Genomic DNA, 21,149 nt, shown 5'->3' with positions numbered 1-21,149 from the left:
TAGACTATTATCAAAGGGGATGACTAAAATCATCCCTTTTTTTATGCCAAAGTCTTAGAGGAATTCGAAAGGAACAAGCGTAAAGTCGCAAGGGAAAACAGCAGTACCTCGAATAAAAAAATCACGCTGATTTATATGCTTCACAAAATGAGGGATTGAATGGAAACTTTACAACAGAAGTCAACCATGACTTCGAAAATCATCTGGCTCCTGGTAGCCATAGTCGGGGCAGTCTCCTTCGGGATACTTGCACTCAGTCGTGGTGAGCATGTGAATGCAGTCTGGCTGGTACTGGCCGCAGCCTGTGTGTACAGCATCGCTTACCGTTTCTACAGTTTATTTATTGCCAATAAAGTTTTTGAACTGAATGCACGCCGTTTAACACCTGCCCATCGTCTGGGTGATGGTCTGGATTATGTGCCGACCAATAAAAGTGTGTTATTCGGTCACCATTTTGCCGCGATTGCCGGTGCGGGTCCTTTAGTCGGTCCAATCCTTGCAGCGCAGATGGGTTATCTGCCAGGCACGATCTGGTTACTGGTCGGTGTGGTACTGGCAGGTGCGGTACAGGACTTCCTGGTACTGTTTATTTCTACCCGTCGTGACGGCCGTTCACTGGGTGAAATGGCAAAACAGGAACTGGGTACCTTTGCTGGTATTATCGTGATGCTTGGTGCGCTGGGTGTGATGATCATCATCCTAGCAGTATTGGCGCTAGTGGTTGTCAAAGCACTGACCAATAGTCCATGGGGTGTATTCAGTATTGCCGCTACGATTCCGATCGCCATCTTCATGGGTATCTACATGCGATTTATCCGTCCGGGTAAAATTGCAGAAGTTTCGATCATTGGTTTCGTATTGATGATGCTTGGCATTATCTATGGTGAAAACGTTGCACAGCATCCATACTGGGGGCAGCTATTTACCTTAACGGGTACTGAGCTGACTTGGGCACTAATCATTTATGGTTTTATTGCATCGGTATTGCCCGTCTGGTTATTACTTGCACCACGTGACTATTTATCGACCTTCCTGAAAATTGGTGTGATTGCCGGTCTGGCGATTGGTATTCTGTTCGCGATGCCGGAAATGAAATTGCCAGCGATTACCAAATTTGTCGATGGTACAGGCCCAGTATTCGCTGGTTCAATGTTCCCATTCCTGTTTATTACCATTGCCTGCGGTGCGATTTCCGGTTTCCACGCACTGGTTTCTTCAGGTACGACACCGAAACTGGTCAACAACGAACGCGATATCCGGATAATCGGTTATGGCGGTATGTTGATGGAATCATTTGTTGCGATCATGGCTTTGATCTGTGCCGCGATTCTTGATCCAGGTGTGTACTTCGCGATTAACTCACCAGCAGCACTACTAGGTACAACCGTAGATACTGCAGCTGAAGCAGTACGTAATCTTGGTTTTGTGGTAACGCCTGAAGCGCTGACTCTCTTGGCTCAGGAAGTAGGTGAGAACTCGATTCTGTCACGTACGGGTGGTGCACCAACTTTCGCGATTGGTATGGCGCATATCATTACCGAAATCTTTAACAGCCGTGAAATGATGGCCTTCTGGTATCACTTTGCAATTCTGTTTGAAGCTTTATTTATTTTGACAGCGGTAGATGCGGGTACTCGTGCATGTCGCTTCATGGTTCAGGATACAGTTGGTATCGTGATTCCTGCGGTAAAACAATCTCATAACTTCTTCGGTAATATGCTGGGTACAGCCGTTGCTGTGGCTGGCTGGGGTTTCTTCGTTTATCAGGGCGTTGTTGATCCATTAGGCGGTATTAATAGCTTATGGCCACTGTTCGGTATTGGTAACCAGATTCTGGCTGCAATGGCATTGATTTTGGGTACTGTGATTTTGTTCAAGATGAAGAAAGAGAAATATGTGTGGGTAACCATTGTTCCAACCGTATTCCTGTTTATTACTTCAATGACGGCAGGCTGGCAGAAGATTTTCCATGAAAATCCAAAGATCGGTTTCCTGGCACAGGCAGAGCGTTTCAATACGGCAATTGCGAATAATGAAATTCTGGCACCAGCGAAAACCCTGGCTGAAATGCAGACTGTTGCAATGTCGAACCAGATCAACGCAGCACTTTGTGGTTTCTTTATGATCGTAGCGTTTGTAATGCTATTTGCTGCGATTGGCGTGATCCGTCGTGCCCTGGCGAGCCCGGTACCAACCGTAAATGAAGCCGAAGCAGTGTATCGCGATCCTGAAGAAATTCAGCCTGCAAAAGGGCATTAAGGAGCGGCGCATGAACTTGAAGTTTGCTAAAGGTGGAAAAGCGGTCATTTATAAGATCATCAAGATGACCGTAATGTCACAAAAAGACCTGATCCTGAACCCGAAAAACTGGTCACGGATTGCGACGTTGTGGCAGCGTTTACAGCAGAGTTTCCGCCTGATGGTGGGCGTGCCGGATTATCAGACTTATCTGGCGCATATGAAAAAGCACCATCCTGATCTGGAAGCGATGGACCCTAAAACATTTTATCGTCACTGTGTAGATTCGCGTTATCCATCTGCCGGTGGAGATATGAAGAAGTGTCCATGCTAATGGATGAATAAAATGAGCGCCTTTCGGGGCGCTTTTTTACGGGCAAATTTTAGGATTCAAACAAGATAAAACAAAATTATGATCTATTTTGACATTGGGAATTTAAATTTTTAAAAGTCTTTACCTTTTAGGTATAAAATCAAATCTCAAAGGTTTTTAATAGCCTGTTATTTCTAATAAATATGCCAAGGAAAATGCAATTTTTCTAAACTTTAATCTTAAAGTTTCAATTGGTTCTTATAGGAAATTTAATCTGCGTCATATAAAATTTCTAAAATTCCTAATTTATTCTGCAGAAATAAAGTCGGCAGATGACTGATCTTTGGGGAATTTTAAAAAACAGTGTATGTTAATCCTACAGCATGTTTTATTAGGGAAAATATTGTGATCTGGGGCATGAAACAAAAAGAAAAGCTGGATATTGCGCACAACAATGATGAGCTTGAACAGAAGCTGGCTGATTATGCCCCCAAGATTCAAAAATTTTTCCAAGAAATTAATGCGATTGTTCTGGATAAACATGCACAGACCAGATTAGCCCTATGCTGTCTTATTGCAGGCGGACACGTATTATTTGAAGATTTACCCGGTTTGGGCAAGACAACATTGGCAAGCAGCCTAGCCTATCTTACAGGACTGAAATTTCAGCGAATTCAGTTTACCAATGACATGCTGGCCAGTGATGTGATCGGTATCAATATGTTTAACCAGAAAGAACATCAATTCGAGTTTAAGCAGGGGCCTATTTTTACCCAGATTTTGCTGGCAGATGAAATTAACCGTTCCAGTCCCAAAACTCAGAGTGCCTTGCTGGAGGCGATGGAGGAAGGCTATGCCACTGTGGATGGGATACGTTATGCATTGCCTAAGCCATTTTGGGTAATCGCGACCCAGAATCCGTTATTTCAAAGTGGCACGTATGCCTTGCCTGAATCCCAACTTGACCGCTTTTTAATGCGTCTGTCTTTAAGTTATCCATCGCGACATGCTGAAAAATTGTTATTACAACAGGAATCCCGTTTTGCCTTGATCGCTAGCTTGGCACATGTATTTACTGAAAATGAAGTGCTGGAATTACAGCAATTGACCCAGCAGATTTTTATCAGTGAAGCGGTTCAGGAATATATGCTAGATCTTGCGGAAGAAACCCGTAAGAAACGCCAAGGCTTATCAACACGAGGTTTGCTGGCGCTTAAACGTGCAGCACAGGCGAATGCCATTATTCAGCAACGTAGCTTCGTAACTCCGGACGATGTACAAGCCGTTTTTGTGGCAGTCGCCGCCCATCGTCTGGGGCTGAGCGATGCAGAAACATTAAATGTGATGCAACAGGTCGCAGTCAGTTAAAGGAGTCCGCTCTTGGATAAAACCTGGCAAAACTGGCTGGCGAAACGCTTTCAATTTTCACAGCAAAAACGACTTTCTCAAAAGGATGTACTGGTCTTTATTTATCAGCAGGGTTATCTGTATCTGGTTTTGATTTTTATCACCTTTATTGCTGGCGTGAACTATGCCAATAACCTGATCTTAGGCTTCTGTTTTCTGATTAGTGCAGTGCTATGTGTCAGCTTCTATCTGACCTTTAAACAGTTGCATGATCTGGATATTGAAATGGTTGCTGAAGACGTCGGACAGGTAGGTCATGCACTCAATTTGCATTTTTATTTTCAGCAAGCCACAGCCCGGCCGCGTTATCTGTATATTAAGGCCGGCAATCAGCTGGAGAAAGTTTATCTGACTGAACAAAAGCAGCATTGGGTGCTGCCTTTTTATGCGGAACGTCGCGGTAAATTTGAGTATCCGGTGATTCAGATCTATTCGGTTTATCCTTTTGGTCTGGTTCGAGCCTGGACCTACCTTTATCATCATCAGTTTGCCTGGGTGGCACCCAAAGCCCAAAATAACACTTCGGAAAATAAGATTTATCAAAATAGCTTTGAACCGGATATGGATGAGTTCCGTGAATTACGAAATTATCAATCTGGAGACTCATTGCAGGCGGTTTCCTGGAAACAGTTTGCACGTGGGCAAGGCTTATATGTCAAAGTCTTTGAACAGTATCAGGATGAACATAGCATTGAGATTCATTATGAACATATGCCTAGCCAGTCGCATGAGGAGAAACTGGGCTTGATGATGGGACTGATTGAGCAATGTGAGCAGCAGCAATGTGCATATGCGTTGCATTTACCTCAGGCAGAATTGCAGCAGGGAGCAGGTGAAGAACAGTTACGTAAGGCCAAACAATTATTGGCTCAGGCATAACGGGTGAATCTATGATTGATGGAAAAATCCGAATTTCGATCGTCTTGACCCTAGGCTTGATCATCCTTGCCCAAGTAGCTTTCATCCCGGTGCTGCTCAGCATTATCTTTGTCATTAGCTTACTGTGTATCTGGATTTTTCTTAAACGGCAAAAGCCATTTCCTAAAATAGGAACTTTTCTTCTCACGGCCTTAGCATTAGGTAGTATTTATCTTAGCCACCAAAGTTTTATTGGAGTGGAGGCAGGTGTTGCAGTTCTTTCCACTTTTTTATTTGCCAAATCACTGGAAACGAAAAACCGGCGGGATCTGATTATCCTGTTTAATTTTGCGCTTTTTGTTGCGGCCAGTTCATTTCTATATAGCCAATCTTTTGGCATGGCTGTTGTGATTATTCTATGCTTATTGAGCTGTCTAATTGGCTTATACCGGATTCAGACCAGTGAGTTTCAGCAGAGTCAGCAATCACCACGTATAGCCTTACAGCAAGATGCCAAATATGTCGGCAGATTTGTGCTTTATGCTCTGCCGTTTTTTATTTTATTATTCATCTTCTTTCCGCGTTTGCCACCGCTTTGGCATATCCCAATTCCAGAAAATAAAGGTATAACCGGAATCGGTGACAGTATGTCACCGGGCGATATTGCTGAATTATCTCAATCTAATGCTCTAGCTTTCAGGATTATTGGTGATGTGAGTAAACTGCCGCCACGTTCAGAGTTGTATTGGCGGGCATTGGTGCTAGATGAATATGATGGACAGCGCTGGACCAGTAGCTTTATTAATCAGCAGCCTTTAATCCGTCAGCCTGGAGAAGTTGTTCCAGTATCCACATCAGGGTGGAATTACCAATATCTGGCTGCTGATCCTTCTGTGTTCTGGGTGATGGGGCTGGAAAAATCGATGCCTTTGGAACGCCGTTATTATAACCGTCAGGATTGGAGTATCGTACCAAGGCGTTTAACCCAACGGGTAGAACCGATTCATCTGCAGTGGCTAGGTAGTCAAAATACTGAAAGTATTTTACCGGCGCAATTTGTTCAGCGACTGAATACCCAGACTCAAGCCCATTTGGATACTCAGGCACAACAGTTGGCACAGCGTTTATATCTACAAAGTGGGAAGGATCCGCGACGTTATATCCGAACAGTTTTGAACTGGTACCAGCAAAATCATTTTGTATATACCCTGAAACCAGGTGTACTCGGCAAAAACCGGATTGATGAATTTCTGTTTAAATCACGGCAAGGTTTTTGTGAACACTATGCTTCCAGTTTTGTGATGCTGATGCGATATGTGGGAATTCCGGCTCGTGTGGTTACAGGTTATCAAGGTGGACAATTGGCACCCGATGGGAAAAGTTGGGAGGTTCGTCAGTTGGATGCTCATGCCTGGACAGAAGTCTGGATTGACCAAAGATGGCAGCGTTTTGATCCTACCGCAATGGTAGCCCCGCAACGTATTGATGATGGGATGCAAAATTTAATCTCGCAAGATGAGCGAGTATGGGCAAGTAATTCTGGTTGGACATCACACCGTAATATATGGCTGACCAAACTAAGAGTCTGGAGTGATTATGCAAGTTACCAATGGCAAAGTAAGGTCGTAGGCTATAATGCCGAATCACAGCAGGGCTGGTTAGCGAAACTGGGCCTAAGTCCAGTCTATTCCAGCGTAATTATTTTAATATCTGGTATTGGCATACTCGTACTGCTTTATATTTTAAAAATCTATTTTAAAAATCGGCAGTTACAGTCACCCTTTGATTACTCCATTCAGCAATTTAATCAGACTTTAAAAAAAGATTTAAAAAGACAACCTGCAGAGACTTTTCACCAATGGATGTTAAGGCTAGCTCAGCAAGTTCAGGATAAAGATCAGTCTGTATTTTTTGAAGCAATCAGACTATTTGAAAAATCAATTTATTCAGGCAGGGAATTCTCAGACCAAGATCTGAAACAATTCAAAGATTTGCTTAAAACTTGTACGTATATATTGAAAATTAAATGAAAAGACTTGTTTTGAGATCGAAAAATTTATAATATGCCAAGCATTCTAGGTGTATAGCTCAGTTGGTTAGAGCGCTACGTTGACATCGTAGAGGTCTCCAGTTCGAGTCTGGATATACCTACCAAGATTCAAAACTAATGTTATAAGGGTTCTAAGCGAAAACAGTAGCTTAAAACCCTTTTTTATGTCCAAAATAAAAATTACCCTTATGTGGATTATCTTTTAAAATAGCTGCTTTTTACGGATTATACGGCTTAATTTATGTCAAGGTTATGACAGGAATTTTGGAGATTACGTCATGAAACTACCTAAGCTAAGAAAAAGCAAAAGACAGGGCTTCCAAATATTCATTTTTATGACACTCGACATGAAGCACTCAACCCTTTGTGAATAATTAGAAATTATCGATTGATGTGCTGGCCCTGATCACTGGGCGTATATCAAGGTGCTTGTAAATACTTACTACATCCGGGATCGAAGATTTTGCTGACATGTTAGAGGCAGCATACGAAAAGCCTTATTCAGTTAATGGGGTAGGGTAACTATGTGGGTAGTGAGGCTGAGGATTTGTGTGTGATACGAGATTGTTAATCTTCAGTTATTGTAAAGTGATGACTTATTAGGTCAGTATTATTTGTATCATATATTATAGAAACTAATACATCATATATAGCAGTTAGCTCATCTAGGCTATTGAAAGCGCTCTTTCTATTTATACGCTTATACATATCAAAAGTATTTTTTTGAACTTCTTCGGCATGGTTAATTTTTTCTTTAGTGGGTGTAATTAACTTTCGAATATCACCTTCTATTACTTCGCTATTCTGATCGAGTGATTTGATAGACCCTTACGACAATTCTAATATTTTTTGTAAATTATTTATTTTTAATACGTTTTTATCCAAAGCTATGAGTAACATATTAACGGATTGTATTTTTAATTCAAATTTTCTTTGTTCATCTGCACGATCTTCCTATTTTTTTTGCAATTTTTATCTGTTCAATTATTTGTCTATAATCAAAAATTGCAGACTTAGCGCTAATATGCCTATCAGAATCTGAATCTGTCCTGAATTGCTCTTAGCCCTTGTCGAAAAACTAACTAAATAATCCAGCATAAAATAGACTTCTTGCGTTAGTCAAAATTTAAACAGCCCAAAGCTACATTTTATAAGGTTTTAGCTAATTCAAAAATTAGGTAAAACGATACTTTCGCAAGAGGTCTAATAAGTCCTTATTGTAAGTTAATCAGCATTCTACCCAAATTTAATTAGAAGATTCTTATTAATTAAACCAACGTACTGGCATCATCTAAAGCCTATTAAACCAATAAAACCAATTTTTTATTTGAATTACGGTCGATACATTTCCAGTGTTTGTAAAGGTAATTAAAAAAATGCACATAATTTAAACTGAAGAAAGAGTAGAACGGTGACTATTATTTAGGTTGTCTTAAGCCTTCAGGATCAACGATCAATTTATCAGTTGCAGATCATAAATTTCGATAGGAAAGAGCAGATCTGTTTCAATTCGCTTTTTAACCCGTACTTATGGAAATTACGGCCATTGATAATTTATTTTCATGATACCCAACATGTAGATAAAAATTGATGGCAAAAAACCGAATTAAGCACACATTAAGTTTATAGGTGAATTTGTTTGATTTTTAATTTAAGTAATTGAATTATAATGCTTAAATTATAGTTTTTGGTAAAATTAAGCAAAATTAGCAAATTAACCTTCTAATGCAAAAATCACATGGTTTGGCAATGTGCCAATTCGAAAAAAGGTTCATTTTCACGTAGAATACTGCTGTCGGTGAATCACACTGACGATCTATACGAATTTTTCAGGCAAAGTTGAATATGTATTGATATTCCTTTGACTAAGGTGCAACCAGCACCACTACTTTCAAAGTTTATTTAAGTAACCGGTTCGCTGAAATTAGGCCAAAAGCCTGATGATCAGAAACTCAATCCAAAGCAAGGGGCTATATATGGCTGGTGGAAAGTCAACAATCATTTACACACTGACCGACGAGGCGCCATTATTGGCGACTTACTCTCTACTGCCGATCATTGAGACCTTTACTAAGCCGGCGGGCGTTGAGATTGTTAAAACAGACATCTCTGTAGCCGCACGCGTACTTGCAGAATTCGCAGACTATCTAAGCGATGAGCAGAAAGTTTCAGATAACCTGGCAGAATTAGGTCGTCTTACCCAAGATCCAGATACTAATATCATTAAACTCCCTAATATTAGTGCATCTGTTGCTCAGTTGACGTCATGTATTAAAGAACTTCAGTCTAAGGGCTATGCACTGCCTGACTATCCAGAAAACCCGACTACTGAAGAAGAAAAAGCAATTAAAGCGCGTTATAGCAAGTGCCTAGGTTCAGCAGTGAACCCAGTACTTCGTGAAGGTAACTCTGACCGTCGTGCGCCGACAGCAGTGAAAAACTACGCTAAAAAACACCCCCATTCTATGGGTGAATGGAAACCTTGGTCACAAACTCACGTTTCTCACATGCAAGAAGGCGACTTCTACCATGGCGAAAAGTCTATGACTTTAGACCGTGCGCGTAATGTGAAAATGGAACTGATCACTAAGTCTGGTGAAACTATCGTTCTTAAGCCAAAAGTTGCGCTTCAAGACGGTGAAATCATCGACTCAATGTTTATGAGCAAAAAAGCGCTTTGCGACTTCTATGAAAAAGAATTAGAAGATTGTAAAGAAGCTGGCATCCTGTTCTCTTTACACGTTAAAGCGACCATGATGAAAGTGTCACACCCGATCGTATTCGGTCACTGTGTGCGTATTTACTACAAAGATGCATTTGAGAAACACGGTAAACTGTTCGACGAGCTAGGCATTAACGTAAATAATGGTATGGCTGGTCTTTACGAAAAAATCGAATCTTTACCGACTTCTTTACGTGAAGAAATCATTGAAGATCTTCACGCATGTCAAGAACACCGTCCAGCACTTGCGATGGTTGATTCAGCAAAAGGTATTACTAACTTCCATTCTCCAAACGACGTGATTGTAGATGCTTCTATGCCTGCAATGATCCGTACTGGCGGTAAAATGTGGGGTGCTGATGGTAAACCTTACGACTGTAAAGCAGTCATGCCTGAATCTACTTTCGCACGTATTTACCAGGAAATGATCAACTTCTGTAAATGGAATGGTAACTTCGACCCACGTACTATGGGTACGGTTCCTAACGTTGGTCTAATGGCTCAAAAAGCTGAAGAATACGGTTCTCACGACAAGACTTTCGAAATTCCAGAAGCGGGTGTTGCGAACATCACTGACCTTGAAACAGGTGAAGTGTTGATGTCTCAAAATGTGGAAGAAGGTGATATCTGGCGTATGTGCCAGGTGAAAGACGCACCGATCCGCGACTGGGTGAAACTGGCTGTGACTCGTGCACGTAACTCTGGCATGCCTGCTATCTTCTGGCTTGACCCGTACCGTCCACACGAAAACGAACTGATCAAAAAAGTTCAAACATACCTGAAAGACCACGATACTGAAGGCCTGGACATTCAAATCATGTCTCAAGTACGTGCGATGCGTTATACACTTGAACGTGTTGCTCGCGGTCTGGATACGATTTCTGTAACTGGTAACATCCTGCGTGATTACCTGACTGACTTGTTCCCAATCATGGAACTGGGTACTTCTGCGAAAATGCTGTCTATCGTGCCTTTAATGGCAGGTGGCGGTATGTACGAAACTGGTGCTGGTGGTTCTGCACCTAAACACGTACAACAATTGGTAGAAGAAAACCACTTACGTTGGGATTCTCTAGGTGAGTTCTTGGCATTGGCTGTTTCTCTGGAAGAAATGGGCATTAAAGAAAACAATGCACGTGCGAAACTGCTTGCGAAAACACTGGATGCTGCGACTGGTAAATTGCTTGACAATGACAAGTCTCCATCACGTCGTACTGGCGAGCTAGACAACCGTGGTAGCCACTTCTACCTAGCTAAATTCTGGGCTGAAGAACTTGTAGTGCAAGACGAAGATGCAGAATTGAAAGCGAAATTTGCACCGATCGCTCAATCTCTTGCTGAAAATGAAGAGAAGATCGTAAGCGAATTGAATGCAGTTCAAGGCCAATCTGTAGATATCGGTGGTTACTATGCAGTTGACCCTGCGAAAGTAAATGCTGTAATGCGTCCAAGTGCTACATTGAACCAAATCATTGAATCACTAAACGCTTAATCAGACTGTACTAGCTTTAAAGCTCGTAAAGTGAATAAAACCGGTGCTTAGGCGCCGGTTTTTTATTGTTTTTAGATATACATTTAGATAAGAAATGAAGAAAAGACATTCCAGTTAAGTTTCTGATCTATCATCATTTGATTAAATGATCGAGATGATTAAAAAATAATTCTGAACTTGTTATATTGATTACGCTATATTAAAAAAGGTTTTATTGACCTGGGTAGGGTAGAGCCATGAGTAATCAGATATTCATACAGCAGACTTTTGATGGTCCGGTGGATATTGTTGGCGATATTCATGGTGAGATTGATGCGCTACAACAATTGTTAGAAGTATTGGGCTACGATCTGCAAGGTCGTCATCCTGAACAGCGTAAACTGATTTTTGTCGGGGATCTGTGTGATCGTGGACCAGACAGTATCGCTGTCATCAGACAGGTTAAAACCTTAATAGAAAATGGCAATGCGCAATGCATTCTGGGTAATCATGAAATCAACCTGTTAACCGATACGCTACGGGAAGGCAATGGCTGGTTTTTTGGTTCACCGCATCAGGATGATCTCAAAACTTTTGATTCAGTTCAGGCTTCAATTCAGGATCGTGCATGGATTCTAGAATTTCTAAACAGCCTGCCTTTGGCTCTAGATGCACCCCATTTAAGAATTGTGCATGCTTGCTGGGATACGCAGGCAATTCAACAATTGAAATCTGTTCCTTTTAATTCAATCAGACAGGCTTATGATTATTTTGTCCTGAAAAATGAGCTTGAGTTGCAGACGTTAGGCTTTGATGAATATATCCAGAGCGAACAGCAGCAATATCAGGGGCAATTCAAGGATCCAGCAGCTAGCATTCCCTTATTAAAATATATCGCTGAGAAAGAGTTACGCGACCAGATGCAAAATCCGATTCGTACCTTAAGCTCAGGCGCAGAGAAAATTGCGCAACGTCCAGTCTATGCAGGGGGACGCTGGCGCATGATTGATCGTTTGCCATGGTGGGAGTGTTATACAGATACGATACCTGTCGTGATTGGCCATTATTGGCGAAACTTTAAAACCACCGAAGAAAAATCCGGTCTGTTTAAGCATATTGATGCCCTGCAATGGTTTGGACAGCAGCAGAATGTATTCTGTGTGGACTATTCAGTAGGCAGGCGTTATCGTGACCGACAGCAACAGGCTGAGTATGCTCATCATCTTGGGGCTTTAAGACTGCCTGAAAATCTGGTGATTTTTGAAGATGGCCAGCAGTATTTCACTCAAAAAATGACGTAAAAAAAGCAGCCACGAAGACTGCTTTTTTAATGAAATTAGCGGATCATTCCACTTCTACAATTTCAAAATCGTGGGTGATTTCGACACCACCATCAGACAGCATTTTGCTGGCAGAGCAGTATTTCTCAGCAGAAAGCTCTACCGCTTTAGCGACTTGTTTCTCTTTGATGCCTTTACCGCTGACCACAAAGTGTAGATGGATTTTGGTAAATACTGCAGGAATTGTATCGGCGCGTTCTGCTTTTAATTCACAGCGAACATCAGTAATTTCCTGACGTGCTTTCTTTAAAATTGTCACAATGTCAAAAGAAGCACAACCGCCCAGACCGGTTAAAATCAGTTCCATTGGGCGAGAACCACGGTTTTCACCGCCATATTCAGGTGAACCATCCATGATGATACTGTGACCACTTTGAGTTTTTGCTTCAAAAGCAACATTCTCTATCCAATGAACACTCGTTTGCATTGCAACTACCTAAAAAAAGCTATAAATTTACGAAGTAACTGTACACTAACATAAATTGGGTTGATAAGGAATTTCAATCCCACTGTGTGACAAGTTCACATTAGGTCTTGTGCGATCTATAAATTATCCATATTCGGAACTGTAAGCATGACTTCAAACTTTTCACAATTAAGCACAGACGCACTTTCGCCGGGGCAACTACCTGAATCAGTGAAAGCGTTATTAAAACGTGCATATATCAATCGCTATCCAAAACGTACCACGATCGTGGATGCAGGATCAGAATCTAAATCTCTGTATTTAATTCTGAAGGGGTCTGTGTCTATCATTCTTCGTGAAGATGATGAACGTGAGATTGTGGTCGCTTATTTAAATGCGGGAGACTTCTTTGGGGAAATGGGTCTTTTTGAAGTAAATCCACAGCGTACTGCAGAAGTGCGTACTCGTGATGTCTGTGAAATTGCTGAAATTACCTATGAAAACTTTCATGAAATTAGCAAACAATATCCAGATCTAAGCTATGCAGTTTTTGCCCAGCTGGTTCGCCGTCTGAAAAATACCACACGTAAAGTGACTGACCTGGCATTTATCGATGTGTCTGGTCGTATTGCACGTTGTCTGATTGACCTGTCATCTCAGCCAGAAGCGATGATCTTGCCAAATGGTCGTCAGATCCGTATTACCCGTCAGGAAATTGGCCGTATTGTTGGCTGTTCACGTGAAATGGTTGGTCGTGTGCTAAAAACTCTAGAAGAACAGGGCATGATTGAAGCCGATGGTAAGGCGATTCTGATTTTTGATGCATCGCTGGAAGAACCTGAAGTAGTAGCTGCTGGCGAGTTCGAGGACGAATAAGTCAAAAGCGTGATAAAAAGCAAATCTTCGGGTTTGCTTTTTTTATTCCTGTTTAAAAATTTCAGCCTGATTCAGAACATAACAAATTGGCACAAGCTTGTTAGAAAAGATGATTTAAGTCCGTCTTATAATTCCGCTAGGCTATAGCAGACTTGCTCTTGATAAATAACAGATAAACTTAAAGGATATTTTTATGCAATTCAGACCATTGGCGGATACGGGAATCTTATTGCCAGAAATCTGTTTGGGCACCATGACTTTTGGTGAGCAGAATACTCAGGAAGAGGCTTTTCAGCAATTAGACTATGCCTTGGATCAAGGTTTATATTTCTGGGATACCGCAGAGATGTATCCGGTGCCACCCAAGCCAGAAACGCAGGGTGCAACTGAACGCATTATTGGTAACTGGATTGCTTCACGTGGTGGTCGTGACAAACTATTTTTAGCTTCGAAAATTGCGGGCCCGTCACAAGGTGGTAGTCATATCCGTGATGGCCAGACCAAGTTCGTGGCTTCGGAAATTACATCAGCAATTGATAATTCATTGTCGCGTTTGCAAACTGATTATATCGATCTGTACCAATTGCACTGGCCACAGCGTGCGACCAATTTCTTTGGCAAGTTGGGTTATGGCAATGCAGAAGCTGCAGATGATCGTGCCGTAACGAATCTGGAAGAAACCCTGACTGCTTTGCATGACGAAATTAAGAAAGGTCGTATCCGTTATATTGGCTTGTCCAATGAAACACCTTGGGGCACCATGAAGTTCCTGCATCTGGCAGAGAAATTGGGACTTTCTAAATTTGTTAGCGTGCAAAATCCGTATAGCTTGCTGAATCGGACTTATGAAATTGGTATGTCGGAAATTGCCAAATACGAAGGTGTAGGTTTGCTGGCTTATTCTCCACTGGCATTCGGTTATCTGACTGGTAAATTCCGCAATGGTGCACGTCCAGCCAATGCACGTGTGACTTTATTTTCACGTTTTAGCCGTTATAGCAATCCGGAAAGCGAGTGGGCCGTCGAGCAGTATGCACAACTGGCTGAGCAGCATGGCCTGACCTTAACCCAGTTGTCACTGGCTTTCATTAAACAGCAGTTCTTCGTGACCAGTACTATTATTGGTGCGACCAACTTGGATCAGCTCAAGGAAAACATTCAGGCGTTTGACGTGAATCTTTCTGAAGAAGTCTTGCAGGGCATTGAAACCATTCACCGTCAGCAACCCAATCCGGCACCATAATTGTTCAAGTGTTCTCTTTAAATGCCCTTCAAGTGAGGGCATTTTTGTTTCAATAAAGGATCAAATTTAATGATAAACAACATAGCGAGAAAAGGATAAAGGCAGCATAATCAAAACAAGATTCATCAATAGGATTTAATAAAAATGAATAATGAAACGGATATTTCTAAATCCCAAGTATTAGCCAAAGCTATATTCAACTTAGCTAAACAGTTGCAATTGCAAGAATCCGAGCTTGCATTAGTTCTGGATCTATCTGAAGCAGAATTATCGTCAATCATAAATCAAAAAGAATTAGAACCAGATACTACCGCAGGTAAAAGAGCAATAACTTTAATCAATATCTATCAAGCGTTATTTGGTATGAATGGTGGGGATCTGAGCTGGATGCGCCAGTTTATCAATTCACCTAACAAGCTTTTGGATCAGCAAATACCAAGATCCTTGATGCAAACAGAATATGGTTTGAGTGCAGTATTGCGATTACTAGGACGCTTGCAACCGCACTAAAGGTCTTTCTCTATTTTCTACCCATCCGAAAAATAGCAGAGTAAATTAAATCAGATATTCATTATTGATCTTCACTTTAAAAATTCTACTTTCGCTCACTTGAAATATTTTCATTGAATACCAATATTAATACTGATAACTATTTCTTTTATTTAATTAAATTTTTGAAAAATATATAAAAAATTATTTGAAATTTTATTTCCAGCACCCATATATCCATCAAGTAGAAAATTTGTTGTGAGGAATAACAAGAATGCGTTTTGAGAAATTTACCAATCGCTTACAGCAAACCCTTTCCGATGCGCAATCTCTGGCAATGAGCAAGGATCATGCTGCCATTGAAGGGATTCACATCTTATCCACCTTGATGGAAGAAGCATCGAATGTGAGCTTGCTGCAACAGGCAGGAGCGAACCTGCGTGACCTGCAAAGCAAAGTACAAACTGCGCTGAACAATGTAGCTACGCTCGGTAATCCCTCTGCCGATATCAATATCAGTCAGGAAGCAGCCAAAGCCCTGCATCTGGCGGACAGTTATGCACAGAAAGCAGGAGATGAATTCCTGTCCACTGACTGGGTATTACTGGCACTTGCAGAAACGGGTGCAACTAAAACCTTATTAAATAGTGTTGGCGTAAAAACTGAAACTTTACGACAGGTCATTAATCAAATTCGAGGCGATGAAAAAGTCATGAGCAATAATCATGAAGATCAACGGGACTCACTGAATAAATATACGATTGATTTAACTGAACGTGCCATGGCTGGCAAACTGGACCCGGTGATTGGTCGTGATGATGAAATCCGTCGTACAATTCAGGTGCTGTCACGCCGTACCAAAAACAACCCGGTACTGATCGGTGAGCCAGGTGTCGGTAAAACTGCGATTGTCGAAGGTCTGGCACAACGTATTGTTAACGGTGAAGTTCCTGAAGGCTTGAAAGGCAAACGTGTATTATCACTGGACTTAGGTTCATTGCTGGCAGGTGCCAAATATCGTGGTGAGTTCGAAGAACGTCTGAAAGCCGTTCTGAAAGATCTGGCTAAACATGAAGGCGAAATCATCCTGTTCATTGACGAGCTGCATACATTGGTCGGTGCCGGTAAAGGCGATGGCGCCATGGATGCGGGTAACATGCTGAAACCTGCATTAGCGCGCGGTGAACTACGCTGTGTCGGTGCAACGACTCTGGATGAATATCGTCAGTACATTGAAAAAGATGCAGCTTTAGAGCGTCGTTTCCAGAAAGTGCTGGTGGATGAACCAAGCGTGGAAGATACCATTGCGATTCTGCGTGGTCTGAAAGATCGTTATGCAACTCACCATGGTGTGCAGATTCTGGATTCTGCAATCATTGCTGCGGCGAAAATGTCGCATCGTTACATCACAGATCGTCAATTGCCGGATAAAGCCATTGACCTGATTGATGAAGCAGCATCTCGTATCAAAATGGAGCTGGATTCTAAACCTGAAGCGCTGGATAAACTCGAACGCCGTCTGATCCAGTTGAAAATGCAGCTTGAAGCGGTGAAAAAAGATGCAGACTCTGGTGCGCAGGGCGAAGTGAAACACCTGGAAGAGCAGATTGCCACTGTAGAGAAAGAGTACAGCGAACTGGAAGAAATCTGGCGTGCCGATAAAGCGCTGGTAGCAGGCAACAAAGATATTCAGGTGAAACTGGATCAGGCTCGCATTGCGCTGGAAAAAGCCCAGCGTGAAGGTGATCTGGCTGAAGCAGCACGTTATCAGTATGGTGTAATTCCAGAGCTGCAAAAACAGCTGGAACGCATTGAAGTGGCTGAAGAAAGTGAAGCGCCAAAATTGCTGCGTGACAAAGTCACTGACAATGAGATCGCTGAAGTAGTCAGTGCTGCGACCGGTATTCCTGTAGCGAAAATGCTGCAAGGTGAGCGTGATAAACTGCTGCATATGGAAGAATTCCTGCATAACCGTGTTGTTGGTCAGGAAGAAGCCGTAGTGGCTGTATCTAATGCTGTGCGCCGTTCACGTGCTGGCTTGTCCGATCCTAACCGTCCAAGTGGTTCATTCCTGTTCTTAGGCCCAACAGGTGTGGGTAAAACAGAATTGACTAAAGCTTTGGCGAACTTCCTGTTCGACAGTGACGATGCCATGATCCGAATCGACATGTCCGAATTTATGGAAAAACATTCGGTGAGCCGCTTGGTCGGTGCACCTCCGGGCTATGTCGGTTATGAAGAAGGTGGTGTGCTGACTGAAGCGGTGCGCCGTAAACCATATAGCGTGGTGTTATTCGATGAGGTCGAAAAAGCGCATCCGGATGTATTTAACATTCTGCTGCAAGTGCTAGATGATGGTCGTTTGACTGACTCGCAAGGTCGTGTGGTGGACTTTAAAAATACCGTGATTGTGATGACTTCGAACCTGGGTTCACAGGATGTCCGTGAACTGGGCGATAAAGCAACTCGTGAAGAAGTCCGTACAGTGGTGATGAATGCGGTATCGGAACATTTCCGTCCAGAGTTTATCAACCGTATTGATGAGCTAGTGGTGTTCCATGCACTGGAAAAAGACCAGATCCGTGGTATTGCCGATATCCAGTTGAACCGCTTGCGTCAACGTCTGGCAGAACGCGATATGCGTCTGTCTGTGGATGACAGTGCTTTCGATCAGTTAATCGAAGCTGGTTTCGATCCGTTGTATGGTGCGCGTCCATTAAAACGTGCGATCCAGCAACGTATTGAAAATGGTTTGGCACAAAGCATCCTGGCAGGTGAGTTTGGCCCTGGTGATACTATCGTCGTTCGAGGTGAAAGCGGCGAGCTGGTCTTTGAAAAAATGAAACTCAGCTAATAGAAGTTCTCCTCGCAACAAAAAAACCCAGCCTAGGCTGGGTTTTTCTTTATCTTATATTCACACCTTACATTTTTGGATGAGTAATTTTCCAGGCACGGTGAATTTTCTGGTTACGCTTGAAGTCTGGACCAATGGTTTCATGCGTAATTTCTTCCACGTCATATAAACCTTCAATCATTTCATCCATTTCGAAACCACGGTAGTTGTTCGAGAAATACAACGTACCGTCAGTGGTTAAACGGTTCATGGCACGTTTCAATAAAGAGACGTGGTCACGCTGAACGTCGAAAGTCCCGTAGAATTTTTTCGAGTTAGAGAATGTCGGTGGATCGATAAAGATCAGGTCATATTGTTCATGACCTTCTTTCAGCCATTCAAAACAGTCAGATGCAAAGAATTGATGTTGTTGATCGGCATGGTATACAGTCAGGCCGTTCAGAACAAAGTTCTCTTTTGACCAGTTCAAATAAGTATTAGATAAATCGACACTGGTGGTACTCGCTGCACCACCTAAAGCTGCATGTAAGCTCGCCGTAGAAGTATAACTGTACAGATTCAGAAAGTGTTTACCTTTGGCTTCTTTGGCAATACGCAGACGCATCTGACGGTGATCCAGGAATAGACCGGTATCCAGATAATCGGTCAGGTTGACCAGAATCTTAGCTTGGCCTTCCTGTACGATAAAGCGCTTAGACGCTGTACTTTGTTTGGTGTACTGGTTCTTACCTTCCTGACGGGCACGAGTTTTAATAAAGATGGCATCACGGCCTAGACCAGTCACAGCACGAATCGCTTGCAATGCCAGGTTAAAACGCTTTTTGGCTTTTTCTGGATCAATTTTCTTCGGAGGCGCATATTCCTGCACATGCAGACGTTCGCCATACAGGTCGACTGCTACGTTAAAGTCTGGTAAGTCGGCATCATACAAACGCAGGCAGTGAATATTTTCTTTTACCACCCATTTTTTCAGGGTTTGCATATTCTTGGTCAGGCGGTTAGCAAATTCCATCGCACCTTCGATCGGCTCGAATTGTTGCGGCTGCCAGCTTTCCAGGAAAGGACGTGTGACTGCTGCCGGTTTTACTGTACCAAAACGGATATAGATTGGCAGTTTACCGTTCATCAAACGCAGAATTTGCGGGTCATTGAACGCCAAGACATCGGCCTGTTCCACCTGAGCAGCAATGACTGCCGCTTTCTGATTCGGGAAATTCTTTTGTAGCAGATTAGACAGACCCAGATACAAGGCACGGTTAGATGCCTTATCACCCAGACGCTCACCGTACGGCGGGTTGGTGACGAAGAAGACTTTTTTGCCTTCCGCCTGGAAATCTGGCCAGTCATTTAAAGTACGCTCTTCGATCTTGATCTGGTCAAGCGCAGATTCAAAACCTGCAGCAATAATGTTCTGTTTAGTGGCTTTTACCGCTTCCCAGTCGGCATCAAAGGCATAGAATTTTGGTAATGGGTTTTCTAGCGCAGCTTTATGACGTTCAGCCGCTTCAGCTTTAATCCCCATCCATAATTCATGGTCATGACCATTCCAGCCATTAAATCCGAAACGACGCACCAGACCCGGGGCACGGTCAGTCAGAATCATCAGTGATTCAATAATAAACGTCCCTGAACCACACATTGGATCAACCACAATATCCGGGTTGATGTCTTTCAGGCCGCCTTTTTGCAGGATCGCAGCCGCCAGGTTTTCCTTGATTGGTGCTTCAGTCATAAAGCGGCGATAGCCACGTTTATGCAGAGAATCACCAGATAAATCTAAACAATAAGTGTGTTCTTTTTTACCGGCCAGAATGTACATGGTAATTTCTGGCTGTTTGGTATCAATACTTGGACGTTTGCCCACAGCTTCCATAAAGGAATCGACGACACCATCTTTGGCACGTAGAGTTGCAAACTGGGTGTTGACCTTAATATCACGTTCAACGTGCAGACGAATCGCAAAGGTGCTTTGTGGTGCAAAAATCAGTGACCAGTCGAAGCTCATCGCACCTTCATAAAGCTCTTCTGCAACATCACGCGCATCGTGGGAGAATTCGATTTCATGCGTGTGAATTGGCATCAGGACACGAGAAGCCAGACGAGACCACATACAGATGCGGTAAGCATTTTCAAGCGTACCTTTGAAGGTCAGACGACCTGGGAAACGTTCAATATCCTGAACACCTAAACCTTTGATTTCTTCTTCTAATAAGGTTTCCAGACCATCGGCACAGGTGACCCAATAATTGCTTAAACGTGAAGAGGTATTCATAAAATAGAGAGACCGGAAAAGAATAAATAAAAAACTGCGCTCAGTTTAGCGTATTTTGCCTGTTAAAGCTTTGGAAATTTTTTAAATTCGAGCATATGTAGCCTAGTGTTACTCCTCCTAAAAAGCGCTAAATGTTGACTTAAAAAGTAAACTAAAAATTGACGAGAGATGTAAAATTACAAAATACCAAGAATGAAAATATTTTGAATAAAACTTTTATTTTACAGATGGATATGTAATGGGTATTAAACTAATTCGCAATCTAGATCTTCAATTGCGGCCATGTTGTATGTGTAGTTTAGAAAGATAAATAATCGGGTTAATGATGTGATGGATCTGATACAGGGTCGTTTATATACACCTCATGGCATCAGCATTACTTTAAAAAGTAAAAGCTAAAATTTGGTCATTCATGTTAAGTGATCGAAACTAAGAATTGACTAGCTAGACGAGGAGTGAATCTAAAACAAAAAAGACGCTGAGCTAATATTGCTCAGGGGTAGATCAGTTTTCATTCATATCAATTTATAACTCACATAACTTATTTATTAATTTTGGTACGTTTATTGCTCTATCTAATATCAATGAAGCTGTAATGCTGAGGGGAATC

The 21,149-nt window shown here is 42.2% G+C and carries 13 protein-coding genes and 1 tRNA gene; 12 read left to right on the top strand and 2 right to left on the bottom strand.

Translation table 11 applies throughout. The features are described 5' to 3' along the window. Nucleotides 1-159: 159 nt before the first annotated feature. The 8 genes from ACEWB7_RS09755 to ACEWB7_RS09720 all read left to right on the top strand — a co-directional run bounded on the left by ACEWB7_RS09755 (nt 160) and on the right by ACEWB7_RS09720 (nt 12,360). A complete protein-coding gene (locus ACEWB7_RS09755; RefSeq protein WP_034702078.1) occupies nt 160-2,259 on the top strand; it encodes a carbon starvation CstA family protein in 2,100 nt (699 codons plus the stop codon). A gap of 10 nt (nt 2,260-2,269) precedes the next feature. Then, nucleotides 2,270-2,572: a YbdD/YjiX family protein gene (locus ACEWB7_RS09750; protein ID WP_004782606.1), complete on the top strand. Its 303-nt coding sequence runs from the start codon at nt 2,270-2,272 to the stop codon at nt 2,570-2,572. A gap of 396 nt (nt 2,573-2,968) precedes the next feature. Beyond that, nucleotides 2,969-3,919: an AAA family ATPase gene (locus tag ACEWB7_RS09745; protein ID WP_312316957.1), complete on the top strand. Its 951-nt coding sequence runs from the start codon at nt 2,969-2,971 to the stop codon at nt 3,917-3,919. 12 nt (nt 3,920-3,931) lie between these two features. Next, nucleotides 3,932-4,837: a DUF58 domain-containing protein gene (locus tag ACEWB7_RS09740; protein WP_034702081.1), complete on the top strand. Its 906-nt coding sequence runs from the start codon at nt 3,932-3,934 to the stop codon at nt 4,835-4,837. A gap of 11 nt (nt 4,838-4,848) precedes the next feature. After that, the gene (locus tag ACEWB7_RS09735) at nt 4,849-6,846 is read left to right on the top strand and encodes a DUF3488 and transglutaminase-like domain-containing protein (RefSeq protein ID WP_312307538.1); all 1,998 of its coding nucleotides are present in this window, start codon (nt 4,849-4,851) and stop codon (nt 6,844-6,846) included. Nucleotides 6,847-6,893: 47 nt separating this feature from the next. Further along, nucleotides 6,894-6,970 (top strand) — tRNA-Val (locus ACEWB7_RS09730). A 1,872-nt stretch (nt 6,971-8,842) separates the two neighbouring features. Further along, nucleotides 8,843-11,080 carry an NADP-dependent isocitrate dehydrogenase gene (locus ACEWB7_RS09725; RefSeq protein WP_034702083.1) on the top strand — a complete coding sequence of 746 codons (2,238 nt, stop codon included), beginning with the start codon at nt 8,843-8,845 and terminating at the stop codon, nt 11,078-11,080. A 236-nt stretch (nt 11,081-11,316) separates the two neighbouring features. Continuing rightward, a complete protein-coding gene (locus tag ACEWB7_RS09720; RefSeq protein WP_262735633.1) occupies nt 11,317-12,360 on the top strand; it encodes a metallophosphoesterase in 1,044 nt (347 codons plus the stop codon). 43 nt (nt 12,361-12,403) lie between these two features. Here the strand turns inward: ACEWB7_RS09720 and ACEWB7_RS09715 are convergent, their stop codons facing one another. Beyond that, on the bottom strand, nt 12,404-12,826 hold the full coding sequence (locus ACEWB7_RS09715; RefSeq protein ID WP_034702088.1) for an OsmC family protein: 423 nt from the start codon (nt 12,824-12,826) through the stop codon (nt 12,404-12,406). Between the two features lie 147 nt (nt 12,827-12,973). Between ACEWB7_RS09715 and crp the strand changes: the two genes are divergently transcribed. From crp to clpB, 4 genes are all read left to right on the top strand, one after another. Beyond that, nucleotides 12,974-13,681 carry a cAMP-activated global transcriptional regulator CRP gene (gene crp, locus ACEWB7_RS09710; RefSeq protein WP_411580672.1) on the top strand — a complete coding sequence of 236 codons (708 nt, stop codon included), beginning with the start codon at nt 12,974-12,976 and terminating at the stop codon, nt 13,679-13,681. Between the two features lie 193 nt (nt 13,682-13,874). After that, complete coding sequence (locus ACEWB7_RS09705) at nt 13,875-14,924, top strand: NADP(H)-dependent aldo-keto reductase (protein ID WP_004782522.1); 1,050 nt, start codon at nt 13,875-13,877, stop codon at nt 14,922-14,924. 144 nt (nt 14,925-15,068) lie between these two features. Then, nucleotides 15,069-15,434 carry an antitoxin Xre/MbcA/ParS toxin-binding domain-containing protein gene (locus tag ACEWB7_RS09700; RefSeq protein WP_034702094.1) on the top strand — a complete coding sequence of 122 codons (366 nt, stop codon included), beginning with the start codon at nt 15,069-15,071 and terminating at the stop codon, nt 15,432-15,434. Nucleotides 15,435-15,687: 253 nt separating this feature from the next. Continuing rightward, nucleotides 15,688-18,267, top strand: a complete 2,580-nt coding sequence (gene clpB / locus ACEWB7_RS09695) for an ATP-dependent chaperone ClpB (RefSeq protein WP_034702097.1) — start codon at nt 15,688-15,690, stop codon at nt 18,265-18,267. Nucleotides 18,268-18,334: 67 nt separating this feature from the next. Here clpB and rlmKL read toward each other — a convergent pair whose 3' ends face one another. Beyond that, nucleotides 18,335-20,539, bottom strand: a complete 2,205-nt coding sequence (gene rlmKL / locus ACEWB7_RS09690) for a bifunctional 23S rRNA (guanine(2069)-N(7))-methyltransferase RlmK/23S rRNA (guanine(2445)-N(2))-methyltransferase RlmL (RefSeq protein WP_312316962.1) — start codon at nt 20,537-20,539, stop codon at nt 18,335-18,337. Nucleotides 20,540-21,149: the final 610 nt, after the last annotated feature.

Origin of the sequence: Acinetobacter sp. NIOH-H-8 (assembly GCF_046635365.1) — a bacterium.
Lineage (GTDB): Bacteria > Pseudomonadota > Gammaproteobacteria > Pseudomonadales > Moraxellaceae > Acinetobacter.
Note: the sequence above shows the minus strand (reverse complement) of the source record. Positions and strands in the feature narration are given on the sequence as shown.